Annotated in this window: 25 protein-coding genes and 1 riboswitch; of the genes, 13 read left to right on the forward strand and 12 right to left on the reverse strand. The window is 53.9% G+C overall.

Translation table 11 applies throughout. The annotated features are described in order from the left end of the window. Positions 1–321: 321 nt before the first annotated feature. Complete coding sequence (gene dnaG / locus PanJK_RS08435; protein ID WP_008103438.1) at positions 322–2,067, reverse strand: DNA primase; 1,746 nt, start codon at positions 2,065–2,067, stop codon at positions 322–324. A gap of 118 nt (positions 2,068–2,185) precedes the next feature. Continuing rightward, complete coding sequence (gene rpsU, locus PanJK_RS08440) at positions 2,186–2,401, reverse strand: 30S ribosomal protein S21 (protein WP_008103436.1); 216 nt, start codon at positions 2,399–2,401, stop codon at positions 2,186–2,188. Positions 2,402–2,682: 281 nt separating this feature from the next. Between rpsU and tsaD the strand changes: the two genes are divergently transcribed. Continuing rightward, positions 2,683–3,696, forward strand: a complete 1,014-nt coding sequence (gene tsaD / locus PanJK_RS08445) for a tRNA (adenosine(37)-N6)-threonylcarbamoyltransferase complex transferase subunit TsaD (protein ID WP_256697477.1) — start codon at positions 2,683–2,685, stop codon at positions 3,694–3,696. Between the two features lie 30 nt (positions 3,697–3,726). On the opposite strand, the gene plsY is transcribed toward tsaD, so the two are convergent. Next, positions 3,727–4,326 (reverse strand): glycerol-3-phosphate 1-O-acyltransferase PlsY, encoded by a 600-nt coding sequence (plsY, locus tag PanJK_RS08450; protein WP_256697476.1) that lies wholly within the window; start codon positions 4,324–4,326, stop codon positions 3,727–3,729. A 107-nt stretch (positions 4,327–4,433) separates the two neighbouring features. On the opposite strand from plsY, the gene folB reads away from it, so the two are divergent. Next, positions 4,434–4,793, forward strand: a complete 360-nt coding sequence (gene folB / locus PanJK_RS08455) for a bifunctional dihydroneopterin aldolase/7,8-dihydroneopterin epimerase (RefSeq protein WP_008103431.1) — start codon at positions 4,434–4,436, stop codon at positions 4,791–4,793. A gap of 191 nt (positions 4,794–4,984) precedes the next feature. After that, positions 4,985–5,803: an undecaprenyl-diphosphate phosphatase gene (bacA, locus tag PanJK_RS08460; RefSeq protein WP_008103429.1), complete on the forward strand. Its 819-nt coding sequence runs from the start codon at positions 4,985–4,987 to the stop codon at positions 5,801–5,803. Between the two features lie 18 nt (positions 5,804–5,821). On the opposite strand, the gene PanJK_RS08465 is transcribed toward bacA, so the two are convergent. Both PanJK_RS08465 and PanJK_RS08470 read right to left on the reverse strand, forming a co-directional pair. Further along, on the reverse strand, positions 5,822–7,054 hold the full coding sequence (locus tag PanJK_RS08465; RefSeq protein ID WP_265298870.1) for a multifunctional CCA addition/repair protein: 1,233 nt from the start codon (positions 7,052–7,054) through the stop codon (positions 5,822–5,824). 142 nt (positions 7,055–7,196) lie between these two features. Further along, positions 7,197–7,820, reverse strand: a complete 624-nt coding sequence (locus PanJK_RS08470; protein ID WP_097095975.1) for a TIGR04211 family SH3 domain-containing protein — start codon at positions 7,818–7,820, stop codon at positions 7,197–7,199. 204 nt (positions 7,821–8,024) lie between these two features. On the opposite strand from PanJK_RS08470, the gene PanJK_RS08475 reads away from it, so the two are divergent. The 3 genes from PanJK_RS08475 to hldE are packed head-to-tail and all read left to right on the forward strand — an operon-like array spanning position 8,025 to position 13,703. Further along, positions 8,025–9,335, forward strand: a complete 1,311-nt coding sequence (locus PanJK_RS08475) for an inorganic triphosphatase (RefSeq protein ID WP_265298873.1) — start codon at positions 8,025–8,027, stop codon at positions 9,333–9,335. A gap of 25 nt (positions 9,336–9,360) precedes the next feature. After that, complete coding sequence (gene glnE / locus PanJK_RS08480; RefSeq protein ID WP_265298876.1) at positions 9,361–12,219, forward strand: bifunctional [glutamate--ammonia ligase]-adenylyl-L-tyrosine phosphorylase/[glutamate--ammonia-ligase] adenylyltransferase; 2,859 nt, start codon at positions 9,361–9,363, stop codon at positions 12,217–12,219. A gap of 59 nt (positions 12,220–12,278) precedes the next feature. Further along, positions 12,279–13,703: a bifunctional D-glycero-beta-D-manno-heptose-7-phosphate kinase/D-glycero-beta-D-manno-heptose 1-phosphate adenylyltransferase HldE gene (gene hldE / locus PanJK_RS08485; RefSeq protein ID WP_265298878.1), complete on the forward strand. Its 1,425-nt coding sequence runs from the start codon at positions 12,279–12,281 to the stop codon at positions 13,701–13,703. Positions 13,704–13,740: 37 nt separating this feature from the next. On the opposite strand, the gene ubiK is transcribed toward hldE, so the two are convergent. Beyond that, positions 13,741–14,046 (reverse strand): ubiquinone biosynthesis accessory factor UbiK, encoded by a 306-nt coding sequence (gene ubiK / locus PanJK_RS08490; RefSeq protein WP_008103418.1) that lies wholly within the window; start codon positions 14,044–14,046, stop codon positions 13,741–13,743. Between the two features lie 171 nt (positions 14,047–14,217). Next, a riboswitch (FMN riboswitch) is annotated at positions 14,218–14,367 on the forward strand. A gap of 105 nt (positions 14,368–14,472) precedes the next feature. Between ubiK and ribB the strand changes: the two genes are divergently transcribed. Further along, complete coding sequence (ribB, locus tag PanJK_RS08495; protein ID WP_265298881.1) at positions 14,473–15,129, forward strand: 3,4-dihydroxy-2-butanone-4-phosphate synthase; 657 nt, start codon at positions 14,473–14,475, stop codon at positions 15,127–15,129. 58 nt (positions 15,130–15,187) lie between these two features. Here the strand turns inward: ribB and PanJK_RS08500 are convergent, their stop codons facing one another. After that, complete coding sequence (locus PanJK_RS08500; protein WP_256699412.1) at positions 15,188–15,571, reverse strand: cell wall hydrolase; 384 nt, start codon at positions 15,569–15,571, stop codon at positions 15,188–15,190. A gap of 275 nt (positions 15,572–15,846) precedes the next feature. Here PanJK_RS08500 and ygiD point away from each other — a divergent pair, with 275 nt between their 5' ends. Then, a complete protein-coding gene (gene ygiD, locus PanJK_RS08505; RefSeq protein WP_256697469.1) occupies positions 15,847–16,632 on the forward strand; it encodes a 4,5-DOPA dioxygenase extradiol in 786 nt (261 codons plus the stop codon). Between the two features lie 38 nt (positions 16,633–16,670). Here the strand turns inward: ygiD and PanJK_RS08510 are convergent, their stop codons facing one another. From PanJK_RS08510 to PanJK_RS08525, 4 genes are all read right to left on the reverse strand, one after another. Beyond that, entirely contained in the window at positions 16,671–17,834 is a 1,164-nt protein-coding gene (locus PanJK_RS08510; protein WP_256697468.1) for a glutathionylspermidine synthase family protein, read from the reverse strand. Positions 17,835–17,842: 8 nt separating this feature from the next. Continuing rightward, a complete protein-coding gene (locus PanJK_RS08515) occupies positions 17,843–18,517 on the reverse strand; it encodes a DUF1190 family protein (RefSeq protein ID WP_008103408.1) in 675 nt (224 codons plus the stop codon). Between the two features lie 141 nt (positions 18,518–18,658). Beyond that, positions 18,659–20,131 carry an outer membrane channel protein TolC gene (gene tolC / locus PanJK_RS08520; RefSeq protein ID WP_061720468.1) on the reverse strand — a complete coding sequence of 491 codons (1,473 nt, stop codon included), beginning with the start codon at positions 20,129–20,131 and terminating at the stop codon, positions 18,659–18,661. Next, positions 20,128–20,319, reverse strand: coding sequence for a hypothetical protein (locus PanJK_RS08525; protein WP_225614418.1), 192 nt, complete (start codon positions 20,317–20,319; stop codon positions 20,128–20,130). Before PanJK_RS08525 ends, tolC begins: the two co-directional genes overlap by 4 nt. 25 nt (positions 20,320–20,344) lie before the next feature. Here PanJK_RS08525 and nudF point away from each other — a divergent pair, with 25 nt between their 5' ends. The 5 genes from nudF to parE are packed head-to-tail and all read left to right on the forward strand — an operon-like array spanning position 20,345 to position 24,802. After that, positions 20,345–20,980 carry an ADP-ribose diphosphatase gene (gene nudF / locus PanJK_RS08530; protein WP_256697467.1) on the forward strand — a complete coding sequence of 212 codons (636 nt, stop codon included), beginning with the start codon at positions 20,345–20,347 and terminating at the stop codon, positions 20,978–20,980. Then, positions 20,977–21,402, forward strand: a complete 426-nt coding sequence (locus PanJK_RS08535) for a DUF1249 family protein (protein WP_008103400.1) — start codon at positions 20,977–20,979, stop codon at positions 21,400–21,402. The genes nudF and PanJK_RS08535 overlap by 4 nt, the downstream gene beginning before the upstream one ends. Before the next feature lie 45 nt (positions 21,403–21,447). Beyond that, positions 21,448–22,275, forward strand: coding sequence for a 3',5'-cyclic-AMP phosphodiesterase (cpdA, locus tag PanJK_RS08540; RefSeq protein ID WP_256697466.1), 828 nt, complete (start codon positions 21,448–21,450; stop codon positions 22,273–22,275). 3 nt (positions 22,276–22,278) lie between these two features. Continuing rightward, a complete protein-coding gene (gene yqiA / locus PanJK_RS08545) occupies positions 22,279–22,860 on the forward strand; it encodes an esterase YqiA (RefSeq protein WP_256697464.1) in 582 nt (193 codons plus the stop codon). A gap of 46 nt (positions 22,861–22,906) precedes the next feature. Continuing rightward, complete coding sequence (gene parE / locus PanJK_RS08550) at positions 22,907–24,802, forward strand: DNA topoisomerase IV subunit B (RefSeq protein ID WP_256697463.1); 1,896 nt, start codon at positions 22,907–22,909, stop codon at positions 24,800–24,802. Between the two features lie 27 nt (positions 24,803–24,829). Here the strand turns inward: parE and PanJK_RS08555 are convergent, their stop codons facing one another. After that, positions 24,830–26,305 carry a tetratricopeptide repeat-containing glycosyltransferase family protein gene (locus tag PanJK_RS08555; protein WP_265298894.1) on the reverse strand — a complete coding sequence of 492 codons (1,476 nt, stop codon included), beginning with the start codon at positions 26,303–26,305 and terminating at the stop codon, positions 24,830–24,832. Positions 26,306–26,347 lie beyond the last annotated feature (42 nt).

The raw sequence follows: 26,347 nt of genomic DNA on the forward strand, positions 1-26,347 counted from the left end.
CGGCGAAAGCCAACAATAACAGTGAAGGCGTTGTGTTTTTGCCGCTGCCTACATCGCGGCCGGGGCCTTTGCCCTTCTATAATCGGCACTTAAGCCGCTTGAATTCTGTTCGGACCTGGCTCACTCGTCATTTTCGTTCCCGGCAGTGCTCGCAATCCTCACGTACTTCAGTACGCTCCGGTTGCTGCGCGCTGGCGGTAACGAAACTGACTTCGACGCCTACGGTCCTTTTTCCGGTTTCGCTTATATACAAGCCTTGTCCGTAGAATGAGTCAGAAAAGGAGCTTAAAGAGCGCTAACTGTTCTAACCAAGTAAAAATCTTATTTTTTCGCTAATGCCTGGCTTAGAGCCCAGAACTCGCGGCGTTCGATGGCGCTTAGGCCTTCCGTTCGCTCGCGTGCGATCAGCGCTTCAAGGCGCTGTTCGAGCGCGGAATCGTAAATACTTGCCAGTGAATCCTGGAACACTTCCTCCGCCTCTTCATCCACTATCATGTGGTTCCAGGTGGCCAGTGTTTCAAGGGGCTGGCTAAAATTTGTTCCGCGATATAACTCTAGTAGCTGTCCGGTGGTCAGGCCAGGATTCTCTGTACAACGACTGACTAACTCCACAAATAGCGGTAAACCCGCCATTTTTGACTGCTCCAGTCCATCCAGTGTAGGCACGATGGAAGCAAATTGCGGATTCTGCACTAATAACGCGATCAATACGCGCATGGTGGTGCGCTTCAAAGGCGGGGCAGTTGGCAGCACTCCGCTTTCCGCCAGCTTCGGCATCAGCTTGTCTAACTGGTTATCGTCAAGAATCCCGAGTTTATTACCCAATGTTTGACGCATATAAATGCGCAGCGTTTCACCGGGAATCTGACTGATCAGCGGTAACGCCAGTGTCGCCAGCTTAGTTTTGCCATCGCGTGTACTCAAATCCACTTGCGGCATCAGGCTGTCGAACAGAAACGTAGAGAGCGGTGTAGCCTGCTCCATTCGTGCTTCAAAGGCTTCTTTGCCCTCTTTGCGTACCAGCGTGTCCGGATCTTCGCCATCAGGCAAAAACATAAAGCGTAGCTGACGACCATCATTCATGTAAGGCAATGCGGTTTCGAGCGTACGCCATGCCGCTTCACGTCCGGCGCGGTCGCCGTCGTAACAGCAAATCACGGTATCCGTTGAGCGGTAAAGCAGCTGAACGTGTTCAGCGGTGGTCGAGGTGCCCAGCGATGCAACGGCATAATCGATGCCAAACTGCGCCAGCGCCACCACGTCCATATAACCTTCGACAACCAGCAAACGCGTGGGTTGCGGATGATTTTTCTGCGCTTCATAAAGTCCGTATAACTGGCGGCCTTTATGGAAAATCGGTGTTTCAGGCGAGTTCAGATACTTCGGCGTATCGTTGCCCAGCACGCGACCACCAAAACCAATCACGCGGCCACGCTTATCGCGAATAGGGAACATCACGCGATCGCGGAAGCGATCGTAGGTGCGGCCTGAGTCATTGCTGACTAGCATGCCCGCTTCCATCAGTGATTCGCGATCGTCTTTCTGCTGGCCAAAGCGCTTCAGAGCATTATCCCAACCGGCAGGCGCATAGCCGATAGCGAAGTGATCGATCACTTCCTGACTAAGACCACGCGTGGCGAGATAGTTCTGTGCAGATTGCGCTTGTGGATTACGCAGGCTCTGTTGATAGAAGCCGTTCAGGCCATCCAGCAACTGATAAAGACTTTGACGTTGATGGCGCTCCATCTGGCTAGGACCATTGCCCGCTTCATACGGCACTTCTAAGCCATGAAGCGTGGCCAGCTCCTCAACGCTCTCAACAAATTCCAGACGATCGTGATTCATCAGGAAGTCGATGGCATTGCCTTTGGCGCCACAGCCGAAGCAGTAATAAAACTGCTTCTCACCGCTTACGGTGAAAGAGGGGGTTTTCTCGTTATGGAAAGGACAGCACGCGTGATAGTTCTTACCCTGCTTTTTCAGCTTAACGCGGGCATCGATAATATCCACGATGTCCGTGCGGGCAAGTAAGTCGTTGATAAATATGCGTGGAATTCGTCCAGCCATAAGCCCCGATTTTTCAGCTCATAAACGACAACAAGCCGCGCTTCCTTTCGGAAAGCACGGCCTTTTACTTGACTCTGTCTGCGTTTATCGCGCGGCGGAAGCAAGCTTCCGCAAGAAATTAGTACAGACGAGTGCGGCGTGCGTTTTCGCGAGCCAGTTTCTTGGCATGACGCTTAACTGCTGATGCTTTAGCGCGCTTACGCTCAGTGGTAGGCTTCTCGTAGAACTCACGGCTACGAACTTCTGCCAAAACACCTGCTTTCTCGCATGAACGCTTGAAGCGACGCAGTGCTACGTCGAACGGCTCGTTTTCACGTACTTTAATTACCGGCATGTAACTCTTACCTCGATAAAATTCGGTTTTTGCTGCTGACTGCGGCGCCAGCACATTTCAAAATGGTGCAGCATTTTACTCCAGCCGCGGCCGACTTGTAAAGCACCATGTATAATTTAGAACCAACAGGGGCATATGCCATCGCGGCTGCCGGTTTTTTCAGGCCGTGGAGTATAGCGCACTCTTTGTGCGACAGAAAAACACTTTTTCAGGGGCAAAGTCTCTGGCGTGAGAATTGCCTGTGTTACACTGCGCGCCGCACGAAGAGGGTGATAAAAGCTATGCGAGTTCTGGGTATTGAAACGTCCTGCGATGAAACCGGCATCGCGATTTATGACGATGCGTCCGGTCTGCTGGCAAATCAACTATATAGCCAGGTGAAACTGCATGCCGATTACGGCGGAGTGGTGCCGGAACTGGCATCGCGTGACCACGTCCGTAAAACCGTGCCGCTGATTCAGGCGGCATTGAAAGAAGCAGGCCTTGAGCCACAACAGATTGATGGCGTTGCCTATACCGCCGGGCCTGGATTGGTCGGCGCGCTGCTGGTTGGCGCCACCATTGGTCGTGCGCTGGCGTTCGCCTGGAATGTGCCGGCGGTGCCTGTGCATCATATGGAAGGCCATCTTCTGGCGCCGATGCTGGAAGAGAATCCGCCGGAATTCCCGTTTGTTGCGCTGCTGGTTTCCGGCGGGCATACACAATTGATCAGCGTGACCGGAATTGGTGAATACACCTTACTGGGCGAATCGATTGACGATGCAGCAGGCGAAGCGTTTGATAAAACTGCCAAGCTGCTGGGGCTGGATTATCCGGGCGGACCGATGCTGTCGCGTATGGCGCAGCAGGGCACGCCAAACCGTTTCCGCTTCCCACGGCCAATGACCGATCGTCCGGGGCTGGATTTTAGCTTCTCCGGCCTGAAAACCTTTGCGGCGAACACCATTCGCGAGCATCAGGGCGAAGAGCAAGCCCGCGCGGATATTGCCCGTGCGTTTGAAGACGCGGTGGTTGATACCTTAATGATTAAGTGCAAACGTGCGCTTGAGCAAACCGGCTTTAAACGTTTGGTGATTGCGGGTGGCGTCAGCGCGAACCGCACGCTGCGGGAGCGCATGGCTGAGATGATGCAAAAGCGTGGCGGCGAAGTGTTTTATGCACGCCCTGAGTTTTGCACTGATAACGGCGCGATGATTGCTTACGCTGGCATGGTGCGTCTCAAAGGCGGCACCCGTGGTGGACTCGGCGTGAGTGTGCGACCACGTTGGCCGCTGGCAGAATTACCCGCCATCTAAAACGAAAAAACCGGCCTCGCGCCGGTTTTTTTATTTCTTCTTCTTCCGCTTCCAGATCTTATTTTCCTGGCCGCGCCACAGGCGCTGGATGTTGTCGTGGTGTCGTAACAGAATCAGGCACGAAAGCATCGAAACGGGGAAAGTGAATTGCGGTTTGAACCACCACACGTAAAACGGTGCAATCAGCGCGCTGACAATCGCGCCGAGTGACGAATAGCCGCTCAGCAGCACCGTCAGCAGCCAGGTGCCGGTCATCAATCCAGTCAAATCCCAACCAATCGGCGCAATCGCACCAAAGGCGGTCGCCACGCCTTTACCGCCGCGAAAACGAAAGAACACCGGATAGATGTGGCCCATGCAGGCGGCAATCGCCGTGAGGCCAAGATAGAGCGGGGCAACGTGCAGCAGATAAGCGATCCACACTGGCAGCATGCCTTTTGCCACATCGAAAATCAGCACTGCGGCAGCGGCGGCTTTGCCACCAATGCGTAAAACGTTGGTCGCGCCAGGATTGCCTGAGCCTTGCGAGCGCGGATCGGGTAAACCAGCCAGTTTACAGACCAGTATCGCACTGGAAATCGAGCCGCAAAGATACGCGAAAATAATCATACCAAGCGCGATAGCACTCATAGCGTCGTACCGTTCCTTTTGGGTCGTTTTGTTCTCGATAAGCGTGGATAATACGCATAATCCGCCGGAAGTGGTATCCGGCTTAGCCAAAAACAGAGACTGACATCATGGATATCGTATTTATCGAGCAGCTTACCGTGTTCACGACTATTGGCGTTTACGACTGGGAACAGGGCATGCAGCAGAAGCTGGTGCTCGATGTCGAAATGGCGTGGGACAACCGTCAGGCCGCGGCCAGCGACGATGTGAACGATTGCCTGAGCTACGCCGATGTCACCGAAGTGATCCTCAATCATCTGCAAGGTCAGCGTTTTGCCCTGGTGGAAAGGGTGGCAGAAGAAATCGCCGATCTGTTGATGAATCGTTTCAAAACCCCCGGAGTACGTATAAAGGTAGGCAAACCGGGCGCTGTAGCCCAGGCGGCCAGCGTTGGCGTGCGTATTGAGCGCGGGACTATTCCGAAATAAAACTTCCGTGATTGCCATCACAATGAAACCAAACCAAATTATGGTGTGTCTCACTTGAGGCCGTTGCGCTAACGAGCAGGAAGTTACCGAATTTCTTAAGGTTTCCTTCAGCGTGACGTAGGCATAATTTCAGGCGGTAGCCCTTTGCGACCGCCTTTTTACTGTTTAAAACGGATAGAGGAAATATTTTGATGGCAGACATTCACCAGCTTTGGGTAGCTGCAATCCTGGGGGTTGTAGAAGGCCTCACGGAATTCCTGCCGGTCTCTTCCACGGGCCACATGATAATTGTTGGTCATCTGTTGGGTTTTGAAGGCCAGACCGCTGAAACCTTCGAAGTTGTGATTCAACTCGGTTCCATCCTCGCTGTGGTCGTGATGTTCTGGCGCCGCCTGTTTGGTTTGATCGGCATTCACTTTGGTGAGGTCAAACATGAAGGTGTTGGTACAGGTCGACTGACGTTGATTCATATTCTGTTGGGCATGGTGCCGGCGGTGGTGATTGGTTTACTGCTGCACGACCAAATCAAAACGCTGTTTAACCCGATCAACGTGATGTATGCGCTGGTGGTCGGCGGTGTGCTGCTACTGGTGGCGGAATACTTTAAGCCAAAGCAACCTAAAGCAGTTGGCGTTGACGATATCACTTACCTGCAAGCGTTTATGATTGGTTGCTTCCAGTGTCTGGCGCTGTGGCCGGGCTTCTCGCGCTCAGGTGCGACGATTTCTGGCGGTATGCTGATGGGCGTGAGCCGTTATGCGGCGTCGGAGTTCTCGTTCATTCTGGCGGTGCCGATGATGATTGGTGCAACCGGACTGGATCTCTACAAGAGCCTCGGCTTCCTGACAATGCAGGATTTCCCGATGTTTGCCGTCGGTTTTGTCACCGCCTTCGTCGTGGCGCTGCTGGCAATCAAAGTGTTCCTTGAGCTGATCAAGCGTATTTCGTTTGTCTCTTTCGCAATCTACCGCTTTATTGTGGCGGCCGTGGTTTACGCCATCTTTATGTAAGTCATCCCGCGCGGCCGGTTACGCTGGCCGCGCGTTAATCAATTCCGCCTGCAGTACTGCAACACGTCGACGGGTTAACTCTTCCCGCACTTCCGCCCCTTTAAAACCTGCTGCCACCACATCTTTGGTGGGCACCGCTTGCGCCAGCGTAAACGCCAGACGCAAATAGTCGCCTTGCGGATAAGCCATGCTTTCCAGGCCCGCACGCCCGCGCGCATCCGCTTCGCTGGTCAGCGCCATTTTCTCCACGCGATCGGGCTTACGCCAGGCATCGATACGATCAAAAAGCGCGATTAATGCGTCCGCTGACTGGCGCTCAATGGTGTGCACCACGTCATGGAATTCGGTCACCACTAACGCCAAATCACGCACCTGATTCGGCACGCGCAGGCGCTGGCAAAGCGCTTCAACAATCGGCACGCCCGCGAGGCCATGACCATGATGGCTCGGCCATTTTTCCGGTGGCGTCAGCGCCTTACCGACATCGTGAAACAGCGTAGCGAAACGCACATCAAGTTGATCCGAGAGCGCGGCGGACATCGCCAACGTCATCAGCGCATGGATGCCGGTATCAATTTCAGGATGCCATTTGATCGGTGCCGGAATGCCATACAGGTTATCGATTTCCGGGAACAGCACCTGCAGCGCGCCGCAATCACGCAGCACCTGAAAATAGACCTGTGGATTGCGCGTCAGCAACGCTTTTTCCGTCTCTTTCCACACGCGTTCTGCAGTGAGATGCGCCAGTTCGCCGCTGACGGCCATTTCGCGCATCAGCGCCTGGGTTTCATCGGCAATACGGAAATTCAGATGGGCAAAGCGGGCGGCGAAACGCGCCACGCGCAGTACACGCAGCGGATCTTCGTTAAAGGCGGCGGAAACATGGCGCAGCTGGCGTTGCGCCAAATCGCGCTGACCGCCATAAGGATCAATCAGCTCGCCGCTATCACTTTGGGCGATAGCATTGATGGTGAGATCGCGGCGCTGCAGATCTTGCTCGAGCGTAACATCCGGCGCGAACTGCGTCACAAAACCGGTGTAACCGTTGCCGCTTTTGCGTTCCGTACGCGCCAGCGCATACTCTTCACGGCTGCGTGGATGCAAAAAAACTGGAAAATCCCGGCCAACCTGCTGATAACCTTCCGCCAGCATCGAATCCGGCGTCGCGCCAACCACCACCCAATCTCTATCTTTTACCGGCAAACGCAGTAAGGCATCGCGCACTGCGCCACCGACCAGAAACGTCTTCACTCAACCACTCCAGAGGCAAATCAGAAATTGCGTGCTGAGCACGCTTGTTACTTTATTGTTGCATACTTTGGCTAAATATCGGGCACGCCTAAAAGGGCATCTTACGATCCCCTTAAATAAAAGAACAAATCTGCGTGGCGCGTTAGTTCATCCAGCGATCGTTTTTCTTGCGACGCGGCACCATGTGCGGCAGCAACAGACCCAACAGCAGACCAACGCCCAGCACGCCGCCACCATACATAAACCACTGCATGATAATGGTGCGCTGCTTGTCATCCAGCTGCACGTTGGCGGCACTCACTTTCTTCTGCGCGACAATCAGCTCATTTTTCAGCTTCTGATTCTCAGCTTTCAGACCATCAATGGTGCCGTCGCTGTTGGCGACTTTGTTCTGCATCTCGGACGTGCGCTGATTCCAGCTATTATCGATATTCGCCAGCTTGGCCGTCAGGTCTTTAACCTGCTGCTCCAGCTGCGGCACGCGGGTACGCAGGCTTGGATTGGCGCTCAGCTGCGACAGTGGAATCCAATTGGTTTTGCCTTCTGCATCACGAATCTGACCATATTGAGAATCGCTATTGGTCTGCAGCAAGGTCACTTCCTCTCCGGCGTTCAGCTTACCGATCAGGCGATATTGATCGCCTGGACCGCTGCGCACCCAAGTGGACAATTCATCGGAGATGTAACGCTTTTCGTCAGCAGCATGAGCAGGCGTGATGGCGCTGAAAGCCAGCAAAGAAAGGGCAGCAAGTGTGATTTTTTTCATTCGATGTCGTTTTTTCTTAATGGCGTAAAATTACCGGCACAGTCTGGAGACGCTTCTCAAAAATCTGAATGAGAACTATCCTGGTCTCAATCCGGTGCGAAAAGGGTCGTAAAAGTACAAGAAAGCGGAGACAGCGGGCTTCCGGTGCATTACTCTTCGCCAGATTAAACTCGTAAGTGCCAGCAGCGTATTGAATAAAAAATTATGACCATCGAAATCGAATTAAAGTTCATTGCTACACCGCAAGCCGCCGAAAAACTGGCTGAAAAGCTTGCCGCGTGGCCACATCAGCACTTCGCCGCGCGCGAGCTGACCAATATCTATTATGAAACCGACGACAACCAATTGCGTCGTTGGGACATGGGCCTGCGCATTCGTGGCGTTGACCAACGCTATGAAATGACACTGAAAGCTGCCGGTAAAACCGTCGGCGGCTTGCATCAGCGTCCTGAATATAATGTCGATCTCACCGAGCCGCAGCTGGATATCGCGCGCCTGCCGGCTGAGATCTGGCCGCAGGACACCGATATCGCCGCACTGCAATCGCGCCTGCAGCCGCTGTTCAGCACCAATTTCCAGCGCGAAGCCTGGCTGGTGCAATTTGGCGACAGTGAAATTGAAGTGGCGTTTGACCGCGGCGAAGTCGCTGCCGGTGAATTTAGCGAACCGCTTTATGAAGTTGAGCTGGAGCTCAAAAGTGGGCAGCGCGATGACATGCTGAAATTCGCTGAAGCGTTGATTGCGATGGGCGGCTTGCGTCTCGGCAGCCTGAGCAAAGCCGCGCGCGGTTACCAGCTGGCGCAGGGTAATTTACCGCGTCCAATCCGTACCTTGCCGTTGCAGAAAATCGCCGCGAAAGCATCGGTTGAGCAGGGCATGATCAACGCGATGACGGCGGCACTGAATCATTGGCAATACCATGAAGAAGTGTGGCTGCGTGGTAATAAAGAGGCCAAAGCGGCGGTGATTGATGCGCTGGAAACGCTGCGTCAGGCGTTCTCACTGTTTGGCGCGTTGGTGCCTCGTAAGGCCAGCAGCGATCTGCGCCAGAAATTGACCCGACAGGAAGAGTTACTGGCCGATGAAGAGAATAATGCAGAAGCCACGTGTTTCTCGTTGACCTCCGTTGAAGCCCAGTTAGCGCTTACTCACTGGCTGGTTGAGTCGCAGTGGCAGAACTGGCTCGACGACAAGAGCAAAAGCAAGCTGCAGGGATCGTTCAAGCGCTTCAGCGATATTATGCTGAGCCGCATCTCAGCCGATCTTCGTGAAACCTTTGTCGACGTGCAACTGTTCAATGAGTTTCAGGATAAAGCGACGCGCCTGAATCGCCAGCTGCTGGCGGTGAACCTGCTGGCAGGTGCTTATCCGGCGGAAGAAGTGAATGTTTGGCTGGAAGGCTGGCTGGAGTTACAGCACGCCATTCGCGTCAAACAGAATCACGGCTTAATGCAACTGGTGAATCTTGCGATTAAACCAGCGCCGTTCTGGCTTAATAGCGGAATCAAACGCTAACGAAAAATCCAATCAGGGAGAGACGATGTTGTTACCGTTACCGGCGCTAATGCAGGCGCAGTTGGCTAATGTGGCAGAGCGACTTAATTTGCCACCTTCAGCGTTTACGCCAGAACAGGCGGGCGCGCTGACTTTTAGTGACTTTATCCTCGATAACCTGCAGCAGCATCCCGAATGGTGGCAGCATCTGCAACAGCAAGCGCCTGCGCCAGATGAGTGGCAGCACTATGCCAGCTGGCTGAAGGACGCGCTGCAAGCCGTTGATAACGAAACCTCCCTGATGCGCGAACTGCGTTTGTTCCGTCGTCACATGCTGGTGCGCATCGCCTGGATGCAGGCGCTGCAACACGCCACTACCGAACAAAGTTTGCAGCAGCTCAGTACGCTGGCGGAAATTCTCATCGCTGCCGCACGCGACTGGGTTTGGCAGGATTGCAGCCGCGACTTCGGTACGCCATGTAATGAAGCCGGCGAAGCCCAGCCGATGCTGATTCTTGGCATGGGTAAACTCGGCGGCTGCGAACTCAACTTCTCATCTGATATCGATCTGATTTTTGCCTGGCCGGAAAACGGCGTTACGCAAGGTGGACGGCGCGAGCTCGACAATGCGCAATTCTTCACGCGCATGGGGCAGCGCCTGATCAAAGTGCTCGATCAGCCAACGGTGGATGGGTTTGTCTATCGCGTGGATATGCGTCTGCGCCCGTTCGGTGATAGCGGTCCGCTGGTGCTGAGCTTTGCGGCACTGGAGGATTATTATCAGGAGCAGGGCCGCGACTGGGAACGCTATGCGATGGTCAAAGCCCGCCTGATGGGCGACGATCACGGTCACTGGAGCCAGGAATTGCAGCAAATGCTGCGTCCTTTCGTTTATCGACGCTATATCGATTTCAGCGTGATTCAATCGCTGCGTAACATGAAGGGCATGATCGCGCGCGAAGTGCGTCGACGTGGCTTGAAAGACAACATTAAGCTCGGCGCTGGCGGCATTCGTGAAACAGAATTCATTGTGCAGGTCTTCCAGCTGATTCGCGGGGGACGTGAGCGCTCACTACAACTGCGTTCCTTACTCCCTACGCTTGAAGCCATTGGCGAGCTGGCTTTGTTAAGTCAAAAACAGATCGAGCATCTGAGTGAAGCCTATCTGTTCCTGCGTCGGCTGGAAAACCTACTGCAAAGTATTAATGATGAGCAGACGCAAACGCTGCCAGAGAACGAACTCGACCGCCAGCGCTTAGCCTGGGCGATGGGCGCGGCAGACTGGAGCGTTCTGATGGCGCAGCTGGAGCTGCAAATGGCCGGTGTGCGCGCCATCTTTGACGAGCTGATTGGCGACGATGCGCCGGATGTCGACGATCAGCCGCAGTTGGCCGAATTTGCTGGTTTGTGGCAGGACGCACTTGAAGAGAGCGATCTCATCCCGGTTGTGCCGCAGCTGGACGATGCGCAGCGTCACGCGCTTTACAACGCGTTGAACAACTTCCGCCAGGATGTGAGCCGCCGCACCATTGGTCCGCGCGGTCGTCTGGCGCTTGATCAGTTGATGCCGCGTCTGCTCAGTGAAGTCTGTCAGCGCGAAGATGCCGATGTGCTGCTGAACCGTCTGACACCGCTGTTGCTGGGCGTGCTGACGCGCAGCACTTATCTGGAATTACTTACCGAATATCATGGCGCGCTGCGTCATCTGATTCGCCTGTGCGCCGCATCACCGATGGTTGCCAGCCAGCTGGCGCGCTATCCGCTGCTGCTGGATGAGCTACTCGATCCCGCAACGCTGTATCAACCTACCGCGACCGACGCTTACCGCGACGAACTACGCCAATATTTGCTGCGTATTCCTACCGATGACGAAGAGCAGCAGCTGGAAGCATTACGCCAGTTTAAACAGGCGCAGCATCTGCGCATCGCCGCTGCCGATATTGCTGAAACGCTACCCGTGATGAAAGTGAGTGATCACTTAACCTGGCTGGCAGAAGCGATTATCGAATCGGTGGTACAGCAAGCCTGGCAGATGATGGTGCAGCGTTATGGTCGCCCATCGCATCTCACCAGCGACAACGAGCGCGGTTTTGCGGTTGTTGGTTACGGCAAGCTCGGTGGTTGGGAGCTGGGTTATAGCTCTGATCTTGATTTGGTGTTCCTGCATGATTGTCCGGATGATGCGGAAACCGATGGCGAGCGCGTCATTGATGGCCGTCAGTTCTATTTACGCCTCGCGCAGCGTGTGATGCATCTGTTTAGCACGCGCACGTCGTCCGGCATTTTGTATGAAGTGGATGCGCGGCTGCGTCCTTCTGGCGCGGCGGGCATGCTGGTCAGTACTTTTGCTGCCTTTAACGAATACCAGCGCAGCGAGGCGTGGACCTGGGAGCATCAGGCGCTGGTGCGCGCGCGTATTGTGTTTGGCGAACCTGCGCTATGTGAACGCTTTGATGAGATTCGGCGTGGCATTCTTTGCCTACCGCGTGAAGTCGAGACGTTGCAAAAAGAAGTGCGTGAAATGCGTGAAAAAATGCGTGCGCATCTCAGCAATAAACACAAAGGTCGCTGGGAAATTAAGACCGATGAGGGCGGTATCACCGATATTGAATTCATCGCGCAATATCTTGTCTTAGGCTACGCGGCCCATCAGCCAGCGTTGACGCGTTGGTCGGATAACGTCCGCATTTTCGAGTTAATGGCGTGTCACGGCATTATGCCGGATGAAGAGGCGCAGGCTTTAACGCATGCTTACGTCACGTTACGTGATGCGCTGCACCATCTGGCGCTGCAGGAATTGCCGGGCCATGTGGCAACTGAAGCCTTTGTCGCTGAGCGCGCGGTGGTCAACAACAGTTGGCAGCGTTGGTTAAGCGGCACCGAATCTGATAGCGCGGAACAGTGAGCCTGATGGCTTATGTGGTAATATCCCGCGCATTATTTTGACCGTGTTGGAGTCTCTGAATGAAAGTAACACTGCCCACTTTTGGCAAGGCCACTGTGCTGGTCGTCGGCGATGTCATGTTAGATCGCTATTGGTATGGCCCAACCAGCCGTATTTCCCCGGAAGCGCCAGTGCCGGTGGTGAAAGTGGATACTATTGAAGAGCGTCCAGGCGGCGCGGCAAACGTCGCTATGAACATTGCTGCGCTCGGTGCAGCATCACGGCTGATTGGCTTGACGGGCGCTGATGATGCCGCGCGCGTGCTGAGTGAAACCCTGCAGAAGGTTAATGTCGACTGTGATTTTGTGGCAGTGCAAAGCCATCCAACCATCACTAAGTTGCGCGTGCTTTCGCGCAATCAGCAGCTGATTCGCCTCGATTTCGAAGAGGGTTTTGAGCAGATTGATCCGCGGCCGATTCACGATCGTATGCGCCAATCGCTGACGCAAGCGGGTGCGCTGGTGCTGTCTGATTACGCTAAAGGCGCGCTGAACAGCGTACAGACCATGATTCAACTGGCGCGTGAAGCTAATGTGCCGGTGCTGATTGATCCCAAAGGTACTGATTTTGAACGTTATCGCGGTGCGACACTGCTAACGCCGAATCTGTCTGAATTCGAAGCGGTGGTGGGTAAATGCAAAACCGTGGACGAGATTGTCAGCCGTGGCATGCAGTTAATCGCTGATTATGAGCTCTCCGCGCTGCTGGTCACCCGTTCAGAGAACGGTATGACGCTGCTGCAACCGGGCAAAGAACCGCTACATCTACCTACACAGGCGCAGGAAGTGTATGACGTAACCGGCGCAGGCGATACGGTAATTGGCGTGCTGGCTGCGGTGCTGGCGGCGGGTGACAGCCTGGAAGAAGCCTGTTTCCTTGCCAATGCTGCTGCCGGCGTCGTCGTTGGCAAGCTGGGTACTTCTACTGTCAGCACGGTTGAGCTGGAAAATGCCATTCACGCCCGTCCTGAAACGGGATTTGGTGTGATGACCGAAGCGGAGCTGAAAGCCGCTGTTGCGCTGGCGCGTCAGCGCGGTGAGAAAGTGGTGATGACCAACGGCGTGTTTGACATCCTGCACGCTGGTCATGTTTCTTATCTGGCGAACGCGCGCAAGCTGGGCGATCGCCTGATTGTGGCCGTTAACAGTGATGCCTCGACTAAGCGTCTGAAAGGCGAAACACGTCCGGTCAATCCGCAAGAAAATCGCATGATTGTTTTGGGTGCGCTGGAAGCGGTGGATTGGGTTGTACTGTTTGAAGAGGATACGCCACAGCGTCTGATTGCTGGCGTACTGCCGGATATGCTAGTAAAAGGCGGCGACTACAAACCAGAAGATATCGCGGGAAGTAAAGAAGTGTGGGCGAACGGCGGTGACGTGCGCGTGCTTAACTTCGAAGATGGCATCTCAACCAGCAATATCATCAAAACGATTCGCAGTCATTAAGTGTAAATCGGCGGGAGTCATGCTCCCGCCGATGAGCTTACTGCGGAGTATCGATTTTCCCAGCAGGATCTGGCGTGATGATTGCCGGCGCGGGTGCTGCTGGACTTTCACTTTCCAACTTCGCCAAACGCTGTTCCAGCGCAGCTAATTTCTCGCGCGTACGCAGCAGAACCTGCGTCTGCACATCAAACTCTTCACGGTTAACCAGGTCCATGCGCGTCAACTGCGCCTGCAATACCTGACGGATTTTCTTTTCGACATCATCGCCAAAATCACGAATCCCTTTCGGCATAGCTTCATGTACCTGGCGAGCCAGTTGTTCAATTTTTTTCGTGTCGATCATGATTATTTCCTGGTTACGGTGGCCGATAGCTGCGCGTGTTCGGACTCAATAGCTATTAAGTGTAATACCTGAAACGAAAAGGTTAAACCTGAAATCCGCAACGCAGGAAATGCAAAAGCATTTGCACTTTTGTCGATTGCCCGTCCAGATGATTGGCGTTATAGTTTGTTCGCTTATTCTCAGGGCGGGGCGAAATTCCCCACCGGCGGTAAATCAGCTATAGCTGAAAGCCCGCGAGCGCTTTCACAGCAATGTGAAAGGTCAGCAGATCCGGTGTAATTCCGGAGCCGACGGTTAGAGTCCGGATGGGAGAGGGTAACGACATCAGCCGGGCTTTGCCCGCGTCACGTTTTTGCCATGTGTTTTGTACGCACTCCTAAGCACGCCCTGGTTCTGGTAACTCATATTTTATAAGGTTTTTTTACCATGAATCAGACGCTTCTTTCTGAATTTGGCACGCCTGAACAGCGTGTAGAGCGCGCCATTGATGCGCTGCGCAACGGCCGCGGTGTAATGGTGCTCGACGATGAAAATCGTGAAAACGAAGGTGACATGATCTTCCCGGCAGAAACCATGACCGTTGAACAGATGGCATTAACCATCCGTCACGGCAGCGGTATTGTGTGCCTCTGCATCACCGAAGAACGCCGTCAGCAGCTTGAGCTACCAATGATGGTGGAAACCAATACCAGCGCTTATGGCACCGGTTTTACAGTGACGATTGAAGCCGCAAGCGGTGTTACCACCGGCGTTTCTGCTACCGATCGAATTACTACCATTCGCGCTGCAATCGCTGATGGCGCCAAGCCGTCAGACCTTAACCGTCCGGGCCATGTCTTCCCGCTGCGCGCGCGTGAAGGCGGCGTTCTGTCTCGTGGTGGACATACCGAAGCGACTATCGATCTGGTGACGCTGGCAGGATTTAAACCTGCGGGCGTACTGTGCGAATTGACCAATGATGATGGCAGCATGGCGCATGCGCCTGAAGCGATCGTGTTTGCTAAGCAACACGATATGCCGGTTGTCACCATTGAAGATCTGGTGGCGTATCGCCGTCAACGTGAGACGCGTCACGCCAGCTAACTGAATTGATGTAGAAGAAAGAGGCCGGATAGTGATCTATTCGGCCTCTTTTTTTGTTTTAGCGATTGGCATAAAACACATGATTACCAATCACCACGGTACGTTCAAAAGCATGGCGCCAGGTCGGTTTAACGTGGTGTGCATGGAAGAACGTTGCGCCTTTGGTTACGTCCTGTAATTCCCCTTCAACAATCTTTTTTGCCAACTCTCTAGCGCGCTGCCAGCTTTTATCTTCCTTGGGTGGATAACGATAAGGATTCTTTTTGAGAGACGTCCAGGAGAACTGCTTAGGTGCATACACCACAGGACAGATCTCTTTGACATCCCAATTGGCCCGGTTCATGGTCACCGTGCCAACCGCTATTTGTCCTTTAATCGGTTCGCCACGCGCTTCATGGTAGATATTCATTGCCAGGCACAATATTGCTCCCTGAATTAACATACATTCCAATGCTCATATTTCCAAAACCGAGTGGAGTGTAAGAAGACGATTCATTGGATGTAACAAGACTGGTCTCGCTCGGTCTTAGGTGCGGGCTATATCACTGATATGTAGAAGGAGCACGTGCAAGATTGAGACCTATCTGGTCTTAAATTTTTCCGCTGAATATCATTCAAATTCCCTGACAGAGAACATCATACTTATCAGCGTTAATCCCCCCGCGAAAGCGCGTATCGTATCGGTCAACAAAGCGACACTTCGTCAGAGGATTAATCATGAGCACTACACGCATGCCTGCGCTGTTCCTTGGTCACGGCAGCCCGATGAACGTACTGGAAGATAATCGGTATACCCAAACCTGGCAGCAGTTGGGCGCAACATTGCCGCGTCCACGCGCGATTCTCGCGGTTTCGGCGCACTGGTACACACGCGGTACGGCCGTGACGGCGATGAATAATCCACGCACCATCCATGATTTCGGTGGTTTCCCGCAGGCGCTGTTTGATGTGCGTTATCCCGCGCCGGGATCGCCAGAGCTGGCCCAGCAAGTGATTGATTTACTGGCGCCGGTCGCCGTTCATGCCGATCAGGAGTGGGGTTTTGATCATGGCTCGTGGGGCGTGCTGGCAAAAATGTATCCCGAAGCCGACATTCCGGTTGTGCAATTGAGTATCGACGCTACTAAACCAGCCGAATGGCACTACGCATTGGGGCAAAAGCTGGCGTTATTGCGAGATGAAGGTGTGATGATCGTGGCCAGCGGTAACGTAGTGCACAATCTGCGTATGCTGCGCTGGCAGGGTGCGGAAACCGCGTATCCGTGGGCGGATAACTTTGATCAGCACGTGCGTGAGAATCTGGATTTCCAGGGCGAAGCAGCGGATCACCCATTGGTGAACTTTATGCAGCATCCGGATGCACAGCTTGCAAACCCTACGCCGGAACACTATTTACCGCTGCTCTATATTCTTGGTGCGCGTGCTGCTGATGAAGCGATCTCTATTCCCGTAGAAGGTATGGAGATGGGCGCGATCAGCATGATGTCGGTGCAGATTGGTTAATTCGCGTGGCCGCCCGAAGATTGCGGGCGGCGCAGCGTTTACTCAATAAAGGTATGAGGATAGAAGCGCGACAGATCCTGAGTGATCAATGCACGATCTTCACGTATGCCGATACCGGCAGGTTGATCGTCAATCAGCCAGCTACCGATCAACGTGTAGCTGTCACCAAATTTCGGCAACTGATAGAACTGCTGGATAATCATGCCTTCCTCGCCATACGGGCCGTCCGCACGCGCGATCTCCTGACCGTTCTCAATGATGCGAATATTGGCACCTTCACGTGAAAACAGCGGTTTCACCACGTATTTATCCATCTGCGGCGCGTTCTTATCATCGGCAAAATAGGCGGGCAGCAAATTGGGATGATTGGGGAACATTTCCCATAGCAGCGGTAACAGCGCTTTATTGGAGATGATGCTTTTCCATGCCGGCTCCAGCCAGCGCACGCCCGCGTCTGCCAGCTTGGTGGAGAACACTTCGCGCAGCATGAATTCCCACGGATAGAGCTTGAACAGATTGCTGATGACCTGATCGTTTACATCGGTAAACTGGCCTCTTTCACCCAATCCAATCTCATCTATATAGAGAAACTCGCTCGGCAATCCGGCTTCGGTGGCGCAGTCCTGCAGATATTGCACCGTGGCGCGGTCTTCTTCGGTATCACGACAGCAGGAGAAGTGCAGCCAGCTGAACCCGAACTGCTGATGTAGCGTGGCGAAGCGCTCGATCAGCTTCTCTTGCAGGCTGTTGAACTGGTCGCTGCCCTGCGGCAGGTTGCCCGCTTTGACCTGGTCTTCCAGCCAAATCCACTGAAAGAAGGCGGCTTCATACAGCGAGGTTGGCGTGTCGGCGTTGTTTTCCAGCAGCTTGGCGTCACCTTTGCCATCCCATGCCAGATCGAGGCGCGAATAGAGCGACGGCTGGCGCAACTTCCAGGAATCGCGCACAAAATCCCAGGTGTGCTTAGGAATGCAGAATCGGGTGAGCAGCTCGTCACTGCTCACCACTTTCTCCACCGCTTGCAAACACATCTGGTGCAGCTCGGCGGTGGTATCTTCCAGCTGTTCAACCTGCGCTAGCGTGAATTGGTAGTACGCATCTTCACACCAGTAAGGTTCGCCATACATGGTGTGAAACTGGAAACCATACTCAGCTGCTTTTTCACGCCAGTCTGGACGTTCAGGGATTGCAATACGTTGCATGCTGCGGCTTAGCCTCCCAGCGAGCGGCTGCCGGTGCCAGAGGCACTGCTGCGCTGCATGGTGTTTTGTTTTGCCACGCTGTCACCAAAGCCGCCACGCGTGATAGTGGAAGTGGTGGCGGGTTTCGGCGCCATGGCTGTTTTCGGCACATTGATGGTTCGGCCTGATGTCGCATTGCCGTAGTTTTTACCCGACGCGTCGACAAATTTTCCGTTTGCCGGGCTGTTCGGATTTTTTGGCGAGAACAGTGGCTGCTGGGCAAAGCCTGCGCCGCCGCTCATCATACGTCCCATCATGTAACCGGCCATCAATGGCATCCAGAAGCTCCCGCTTTGCTGCGCTTCTGCATTATTAGCGGTGGTGCCCACGCCCGCTTGTGCAGGCGTTTGCTGGCACTGATTCTCACCAAACTCAGCCACACAATCTTCGCGCGTGGCGTATTTTGGCGCGGTACGTTCAGCTTCTTTCTGTGCGTTGTTATATGCAGTGGTACATTGCGCGCTCTGGCCCGGATTGGCTTTGGCGCAATCATCTGCGTTTTGATAGAGCGACACCGTCTCATCACTCTGCTCGCAGCCTGCCAGCATAAACACTGCGCTAACGGCAAAGGCGACTGGCGTTAAGTGGCGTGCCTGCCAGCTTTTACGAAAAGCGGCATGGCGAATATTTTTCGTCCGTTTCATTATTTTCATCCTGTGCCCAAAGGTGCGGTAAAGGATAGGGGATGAGCGGTGGAAAATGAAGCGCGGAGCCAGATGGGGAAAGCATCTTTACGTAGCTATACGATTGAATGCGAAAGGGGCCGCATGCGGCCCCTTGGGGAATTAATTACCGAATGGATTTCCGCTGCTGCGTGCGGCAGCTGGACGGGCTTGTGCGGCGGCTGAAGGCGAAGACGCTTTCGGACCGTTATCCACACGCGCGGCCTGCTGGTTATTTTCCGGCGCCACCACTTCTGGTGTCGTGGTGATCTCTTTGCCCAGCGTGCTGTTCAGCTGCTGCAGATCCTGCTCATTCAGCGTACCCAGCGCATATTTGATATTCAGCTGGTTGATCAGATAGCTATAACGCGCATCAGACAGCTGCTGTTTAGCGTTGAACAGCGTGGTGGTCGCATCCAGCACATCAACGATGGTACGCGTACCAACCTGATAACCGGCTTCCATCGCATCCAGTGAACTTTGTGCAGAGACCACAGCCTGCTTGTAAGCATCGATGCTGCTGATAGAGGCATTCACGTTATTGAATGAAGAACGCACCGTCTGCACCGCGCTACGATGCGCGCCTTCCAGCTGTTCGCTCGCCGCGACATAGTTGTACTGCGCTTGTTTCACCTGTGAAGTCACCGAACCGCCGCTATACAGCGGCATGGTGAAGCTCAGGCCAACCTGGTTAGAACCGGTGATCGAGTCGGTGCTGCCGGCGCTCTGATTAGCGCGGCTGCCGCCATATTTGCTGTTCGACATACCCGTTGACGCGGTCAAATCCAGCGTTGGCATGTGACCGGTTTCTGCGGAACGAATCTGCTCACGTGCCAGATCCTGGCTCAGACGCGCAGACAGCAAGGTCAGGTTGCGGCTCTCTGCTTCTTTCAACAGGCTGGCAACGGCATCTGGACGCGCAGTTTTGAAACGATCGATATTCAGAGAAGCCAGCGACAGATAATCCATGCCGGTAATCTGACGCAGCGATTCCACGGCGTTATCAAGGTTGTTACGTGCGGTCACTTCGTTGGCCAGCACGGTGTCATACTGTGCGCGGGCGTTCTGCACGTCAGTGATCGCGACCAAACCTACATTGAAGCGCTGAGTGGTTTGATCCAATTCGCGGTAGATCGACTGTTTCTGTGCTTCGGTGTAAGAAAGCGTATCGATCGCCTTCAACACGTTGAAATAGGCAGTTGCACTGTTCAGAATCAGATCTTGCTGAGCAACCTGATAGGTGACGTCCTGAATACCGGCTTGTTTTTCCTGCAGCGACAGCGCACGCCATTTCGACATATCGAAAATAGTTTGAGTTAATTGCAGAGAGGCGCTGGTCGTGTTGGAATGAAGTCCGCTGCTGTCACGGTAGCCGTTGTTATAAGTGTAATCAGCGCCCAAGCCTAACTGCGGCAATAAAGGACTACGCGCTTCATTGATTTTCTCAAATGCTGCGTCGCGGTTAGCGGCAGAGGAGCGCAGATCGGGGTTGCTAAGGCGCGCCTGCTGATAGACCTGCAACAGGTTTTCTGCCTGGCTGGCAAGGCTGAATCCGCCCAGGCTCAGTCCAATAAAAAGTGGGAGCAGTTTTTTCATTTGCATTCCTTTTGTTGCAGCAAAATGCACTGGTAGTGCTGCAGGTAAGCCAAAAAAATAATCGCCGATTCTACAGAGGCGGCGTCAGAGATAAGTTGGCTGAACGTGCCTTCTTCCCCTAATTTACGTAAATAATTCAAAAAGAACCACTCGGACGGAGCGGTAGACTTGGCTTTTCTTTGCTCCATCCCAATCTGCATAAGGAATCAGACGATGGCGAGTGCAAAAAAATCCCCTGTGACTTTCACAAAAAACGATGTAGAAATTATTGCACGCGAAACGCGTTACGATGGTTTTTTTTCCATCATCAGCTACCGTTTCCGTCACCGTCGTTTTAATGGCGAAATGAGCGGTGAAGTGGTGCGCGAAGTTTTTGAGCGCGGACACGCCGCCGTGCTGCTACCCTATGATGCCTTACGCGATGAAGTGGTGCTGATCGAGCAGATCCGCATTCCCGCTTTTGATTCCAGCCCAACGCCCTGGCTGCTGGAAATGGTGGCTGGCATCATCGAACCTGGCGAAACACCAGAAGATGTCGCACGTCGTGAGGCGGTAGAAGAAGCTGGCCTCAAGGTTGGCCGCGTCAAACCGATAGTGAATTACTTAGCCAGCCCCGGCGGAACATCTGAACGTTTGTCGGTGCTGGTGGGCGAAGTGGATGCCAGCCTGGCAGAGGGAAATCACGGGCTGGAGGAAGAGAATGAGGATATTCTTGTCCATGTGGTGAGCCGCGAACAGGCTTATCGCTGGGTGGAAGAGGGGATTATTGATAACGCGGCATCTGTCATCGCCTTGCAATGGCTGGCGTTGCACCATGAAAAACTACGAGAAGAGTGGAAGCTAAAATGAAACAGCGCTATACCCCTGACTTTCCCGAAATGATGCGCCTGTGCGAAACGAATTTCGCCCAACTGCGTCGCCTGCTGCCGCGTAATGACGAGGCAGGTGCATCGGTGATTTATCAGGTGAATGGCGCCAGCTATCAGCTCACCATCGAGGAATCGACCCGTTACACCACTTTGGTTGAAGTGCGTCAGGTGGCACCCGCGGTGAGTTACTGGAGCCTGCCTTCGATGTCTGTGCGGCTCTACCATGATGCGATGGTCGCTGAAGTGTGTTCCACTAAACAGATCTACCGATTTAAAGCGCGCTATGATTATCCTAATAAAAAACTGCATCAGCGCGATGAAAAACATCAGATTAACCAGTTCCTTGCGGATTGGTTACGTTACTGCTTAGCGCATGGCGCTGTGGCAGTACCGGTTTGCTGATAGCGTAAAAAAACGCAACGATGGCGTGGAGATTAAGGAAACGCTTTGGATAGCCTGCTAACTCTTCCTGCACGAGACGGGTCTGATATCAGGATTTTACAAATCACGGATACCCATCTTTTTGCCGGAAAACATCAATCGCTGCTTGGGGTGAATACCTGGTCGAGTTTTGATGCGGTGCTGGATGCCATTGAGGCACAACAGCAGCATTATGATCTGATTATCGCCACCGGCGATCTCGCTCAGGATCACACCGTCGAAGCTTACCAACATTTTGTAGCGGGCATTAATCGTCTGCCGAAGCCGTGCGTCTGGCTGCCGGGAAATCACGATTTTCAGCCGGCGATGGTGGATACGCTGGCCGACGCGGGTATTAAGTCAGACAAGCATGTTCTGCTAGGCGATCACTGGCAGCTGGTGCTGTTAGATAGTCAGGTATTTGGTGTCCCGCACGGCATGTTGAGCGAATACCAGCTTGAGTGGCTGCATACCGCGCTCAGCAAGTATCCGGAACGTCACACCTTAGTGCTGCTGCATCATCATCCTCTGGCTTCCGGTTGTACCTGGTTAGATCAGCACAGCTTGCGTAATCCACATCAGCTGGAAGCGGTGCTGCAACACTTCCCGCGTGCGCGCAATCTGGTGTGCGGCCATATTCACCAGGAACTCGATCTCGACTGGCATGGGCGCCGCGTGATGGCTTCGCCATCGACCTGTGTCCAGTTCAAACCGCATTGCACCAACTTCACTATTGATACGCTGGCGCCAGGCTGGCGCTGGTTTACTTTACAGGTAGACGGGACGCTGCAAACCGAGGTGAACCGCCTGCAAAGCGACATGTTCCGCCCCGATCTTGATTCCGAGGGCTACTAAGCAATGGCGGCGCTGATTTATCTGCATGGCTTCAACAGTTCCCCGCAATCGGCGAAAGCTACCCAGCTACAGCAATGGCTCAACGAGCAGCATCCACACATCAATGTGATGGTGCCGCAACTGCCGACGTTTCCGGCCGACGCCGCCAGCATGTTGGAAGAGCTGGTGATGCAGTATTCCGGTGAACCGCTGGGATTGGTGGGATCGTCGCTGGGCGGCTATTTTGCTACCTGGCTGTCGCAGTGTTTTATGTTGCCAGCGGTGGTGGTCAATCCCGCCGTACGGCCGTTTGAGCTGCTGGTGGATTACCTCGGCGAAAACCGTAATCCCTACACCGGCCAGCAATATGTGTTAGAGTCTCGCCACATTTACGATCTGAAAGTAATGCAGATTGACCCTCTTGAAGCGCCTGATTTACTTTGGCTGCTGCAACAAACCGGCGATGAAATACTCGATTATCGCCAGGCGCTGGAGTATTACAGCGCATGCCGCCAGACGGTTGAAGAGGGCGGCAATCATGCCTATATCGGATTCGAACGCCATTTCGCACAGATAGTTGATTTTCTGGGATTAAACGCTCAGTAGCTTTGCGAAGTGGGGCCATTTTCCTATTGCTAATCAGACATTTACGATGAGCCAATCAAGCTATAATGCCGATGCCATTGAGGTCCTGACCGGCCTTGAACCGGTGCGTCGTCGTCCGGGGATGTACACCGATACCACGCGCCCGAACCATCTGGGCCAGGAAGTGATCGATAACAGCGTCGATGAGGCGCTGGCTGGTCACGCCAAACGTGTGGAAGTGATTCTTCATGCCGATCAGTCATTGGAAGTTATTGATGACGGTCGTGGCATGCCGGTGGATATCCATCCGGAAGAAGGCGTGCCTGCGGTTGAGCTGATTCTTTGTCGCCTGCATGCGGGCGGAAAATTCTCCAATAAAAACTATCAGTTCTCAGGCGGCTTGCACGGCGTCGGCATCTCGGTGGTCAACGCCTTATCGAAGCGCGTGGAAGTTACCGTGCGTCGTAACGGCGAGATCTATCAGATTGCCTTCGAAAATGGCGATAAAGTGCAGGATCTTACGGTTACCGGCACCGTCGGTAAACGCAACACCGGCACCAGCGTACATTTCTGGCCAGATGAAAGCTTCTTTGATAGCCCGCGTTTCTCCGTTTCCCGTTTATCGCATCTGTTAAAAGCTAAAGCCGTGCTTTGTCCGGGCGTTGAAATTGTTTTTAAAGACAAGGTCAACGATACCGAACAAACCTGGATGTATCAGGATGGCCTGACCGATTACCTGTGTGAAGCGGTTGACGGCTTGCCGACGCTGCCGGAAAAACCTTTTGTGGGCAGTTTTGCCGGCGATGTGGAAGCGGTGGATTGGGCGCTGCTGTGGCTGCCGGAAGGCGGTGAGCTGCTGACGGAAAGCTACGTCAACCTGATCCCAACCATGCAAGGCGGCACGCACGTCAACGGCTTGCGTCAGGGATTGCTGGATGCCATGCGTGAGTTCTGCGAATACCGCAATATTTTGCCGCGCGGCGTGAAGCTCTCGGCGGAAGATATCTGGGATCGCTGTGCGTACGTACTGTCGGTGAAGATGCAGGATCCACAGTTTGCCGGTCAGACGAAAGAGCGCCTGTCGTCACGTCAGTGTGCGGCGTTCGTCTCAGCGGTGGTGAAAGATGCTTTCAGCCTGTGGCTGAACCAGAACGTGCAGGCGGCTGAAATGCTGGCCGAGCTGGCGATCTCCAGCGCACAGCGCCGTATGCGTGCCGCCAAGAAAGTGGTGCGTAAAAAACTCACCAGCGGACCGGCGCTGCCGGGCAAACTGGCTGACTGCACCGCGCAGGATTTGAATCGAACCGAACTGTTCCTCGTCGAAGGGGATTCTGCGGGCGGATCCGCCAAGCAGGCGCGCGATCGTGATTATCAAGCGATCATGCCGCTGAAAGGCAAGATCCTCAACACCTGGGAAGTCTCTTCAGACGAAGTGCTGGCCTCGCAGGAAGTGCATGATATTTCCGTGGCGATCGGTATCGATCCCGACAGCGAAGATCTGAGCCAGCTGCGTTACGGCAAGATCTGTATCCTCGCGGATGCGGATTCCGATGGTTTGCACATTGCCACGCTGCTGTGTGCGCTGTTTGTGAAGCATTTCCGTTCGCTGGTGCAGCACGGCCATGTATATGTGGCCATGCCGCCGCTGTATCGCATCGATCTCGGCAAAGAAGTCTATTACGCCTTAGATGAAGATGAGAAAGAGGGCGTGCTGGACCAGCTCAAGCGTAAGAAAGGTAAGCCGAACGTGCAGCGCTTTAAGGGCTTGGGTGAAATGAACCCGCTGCAGCTGCGCGAAACCACGCTCGATCCAAACACGCGTCGTCTGGTTCAGCTGACGATCAGCGATGAAGATGTCGACCAAACGCTGCGTGTAATGGACATGCTGCTGGCGAAGAAACGTTCGGAAGATCGCCGAAACTGGCTGCAAGAGAAAGGCGATTTAGCCGACCTCGAAGTGTAGAAAAAGGGACGCCTCGGCGTCCCTTTTTTATTGCTGCTGCAGCGCCTGCTTAATCCGCGCAACTACCGCGCTCCACTCTTCATCCTGCCCGCGCGCAAACAATCTCATTTGCGGATACCACGGCGAATCGTCGCGATTGGCTAACCAGCGCCAGTCGCGCGCCCAGGCAGGCAACATTACCCAGCAAGGTTTCCCCATCGCTCCCGCCAGATGAATCACTGAGGTATCGACGCCTATCACTAAATCTAATTGGGCGATAACGGCGGCAGTGTCCCGATAACTGCTAAACAGCGCACCAAGTGGCTGCACGTGCGGGAAATCAGTAATGTCCTCTTCACCTGCACCTTTTTGCAAACTAATCCAGTTGTTATCAGGCAGGTCAAACAAAGGCGCGAGTTGTGATAGATGTGCAAGCGATCGCTGACTATCATTCTTATGTCCGGTGGATCCTTTCCAAACGATACCAATTTTTTTCCCGCTCCCCAGAATCGGCCACTTTGCCTGCTGTTCTTTGGGGCTGAACAGATAGGGATGATGCGCGCCAAAGGGTTGTGTTGAGTTGAGGAAATGCTGCGGTAAATCCAGTAATGAGCACCAATAATCTGCCTGTGGCAACGCGTGCTGTGCTTCTTCACGCGTAAGATAATGATCGAGATGCGGCATCGAGAACATTAATGGTTTCAATGGCTTGCTTCCCAGCATGATCACGCTTTCTGCCTGCTTTTCAGTTTTCAGACGTGGGAGAAAGCGACTGAATTGTATCTCGTCGCCCATTCCTTGCTCAGTCCGCACCAACAGCGTTTTACCGCACAGATCTTCTCCTTTCCAGTAGCGTATTGGCAGTTTAGGCAAAGTAAAGAAGCGATCAGGATTGTCCGGCGCATAACGCGCCTGATAGTTTGACCAGCCCGCAGAAAAGTTGCCTTGCTGTAGTTGCACCATGCCGAGCGCATTGCGACAGCGTAGATCGCTGCGACGAACATGTAACACTTGTTGCATTTGGCTTTCAGCTTCTTGCAACTGGCCCATGTGTGCCAGCAATGTACTCATGCCATAGCGGGCTTCGGTATAATCGGCCTTGCTCAGCAAAGCTAATCGATACTGTTCTAAAGCAAGGTGGTAGTGACGCTGTTTATGCAGCAGAATGGCATAATTATTGTGACAGGCGGCGTAGCCCTCATGTGATTTCAGTGCAGCCTGATAACAGGCTTCGGCCTCGCTCCAGCGTCCGGCGTCATAATGGGTAAGGCCGAGACCGTTGAGTAATCCCGCATCTTGTGGCGCAAGCTTCAGCGCACGCTGATAATAGCGCTGCGCCAAATCAAGATCGCCACTGCGCCGTGCAAGCCTCGCGGCTTCATGCAGAAACCAGCCATCGTAAGGGACAAGTGTCAGATGCGCGCGGATTTTACGCCAGGCTTCTTCCTGTCGGCCTTGCTGCAGTAACTGGGTTACCGCTTGCTTCTGGCGTAAACCGCTATCGGTCCGAGGTTTATGGCGCATTGTGATATCCTGCCGCTGATAAAGTGGCGTAATTTAAGTCGA

This window comes from Pantoea sp. JK, assembly GCF_026130245.1.
Lineage (GTDB): Bacteria > Pseudomonadota > Gammaproteobacteria > Enterobacterales > Enterobacteriaceae > Pantoea > Pantoea trifolii.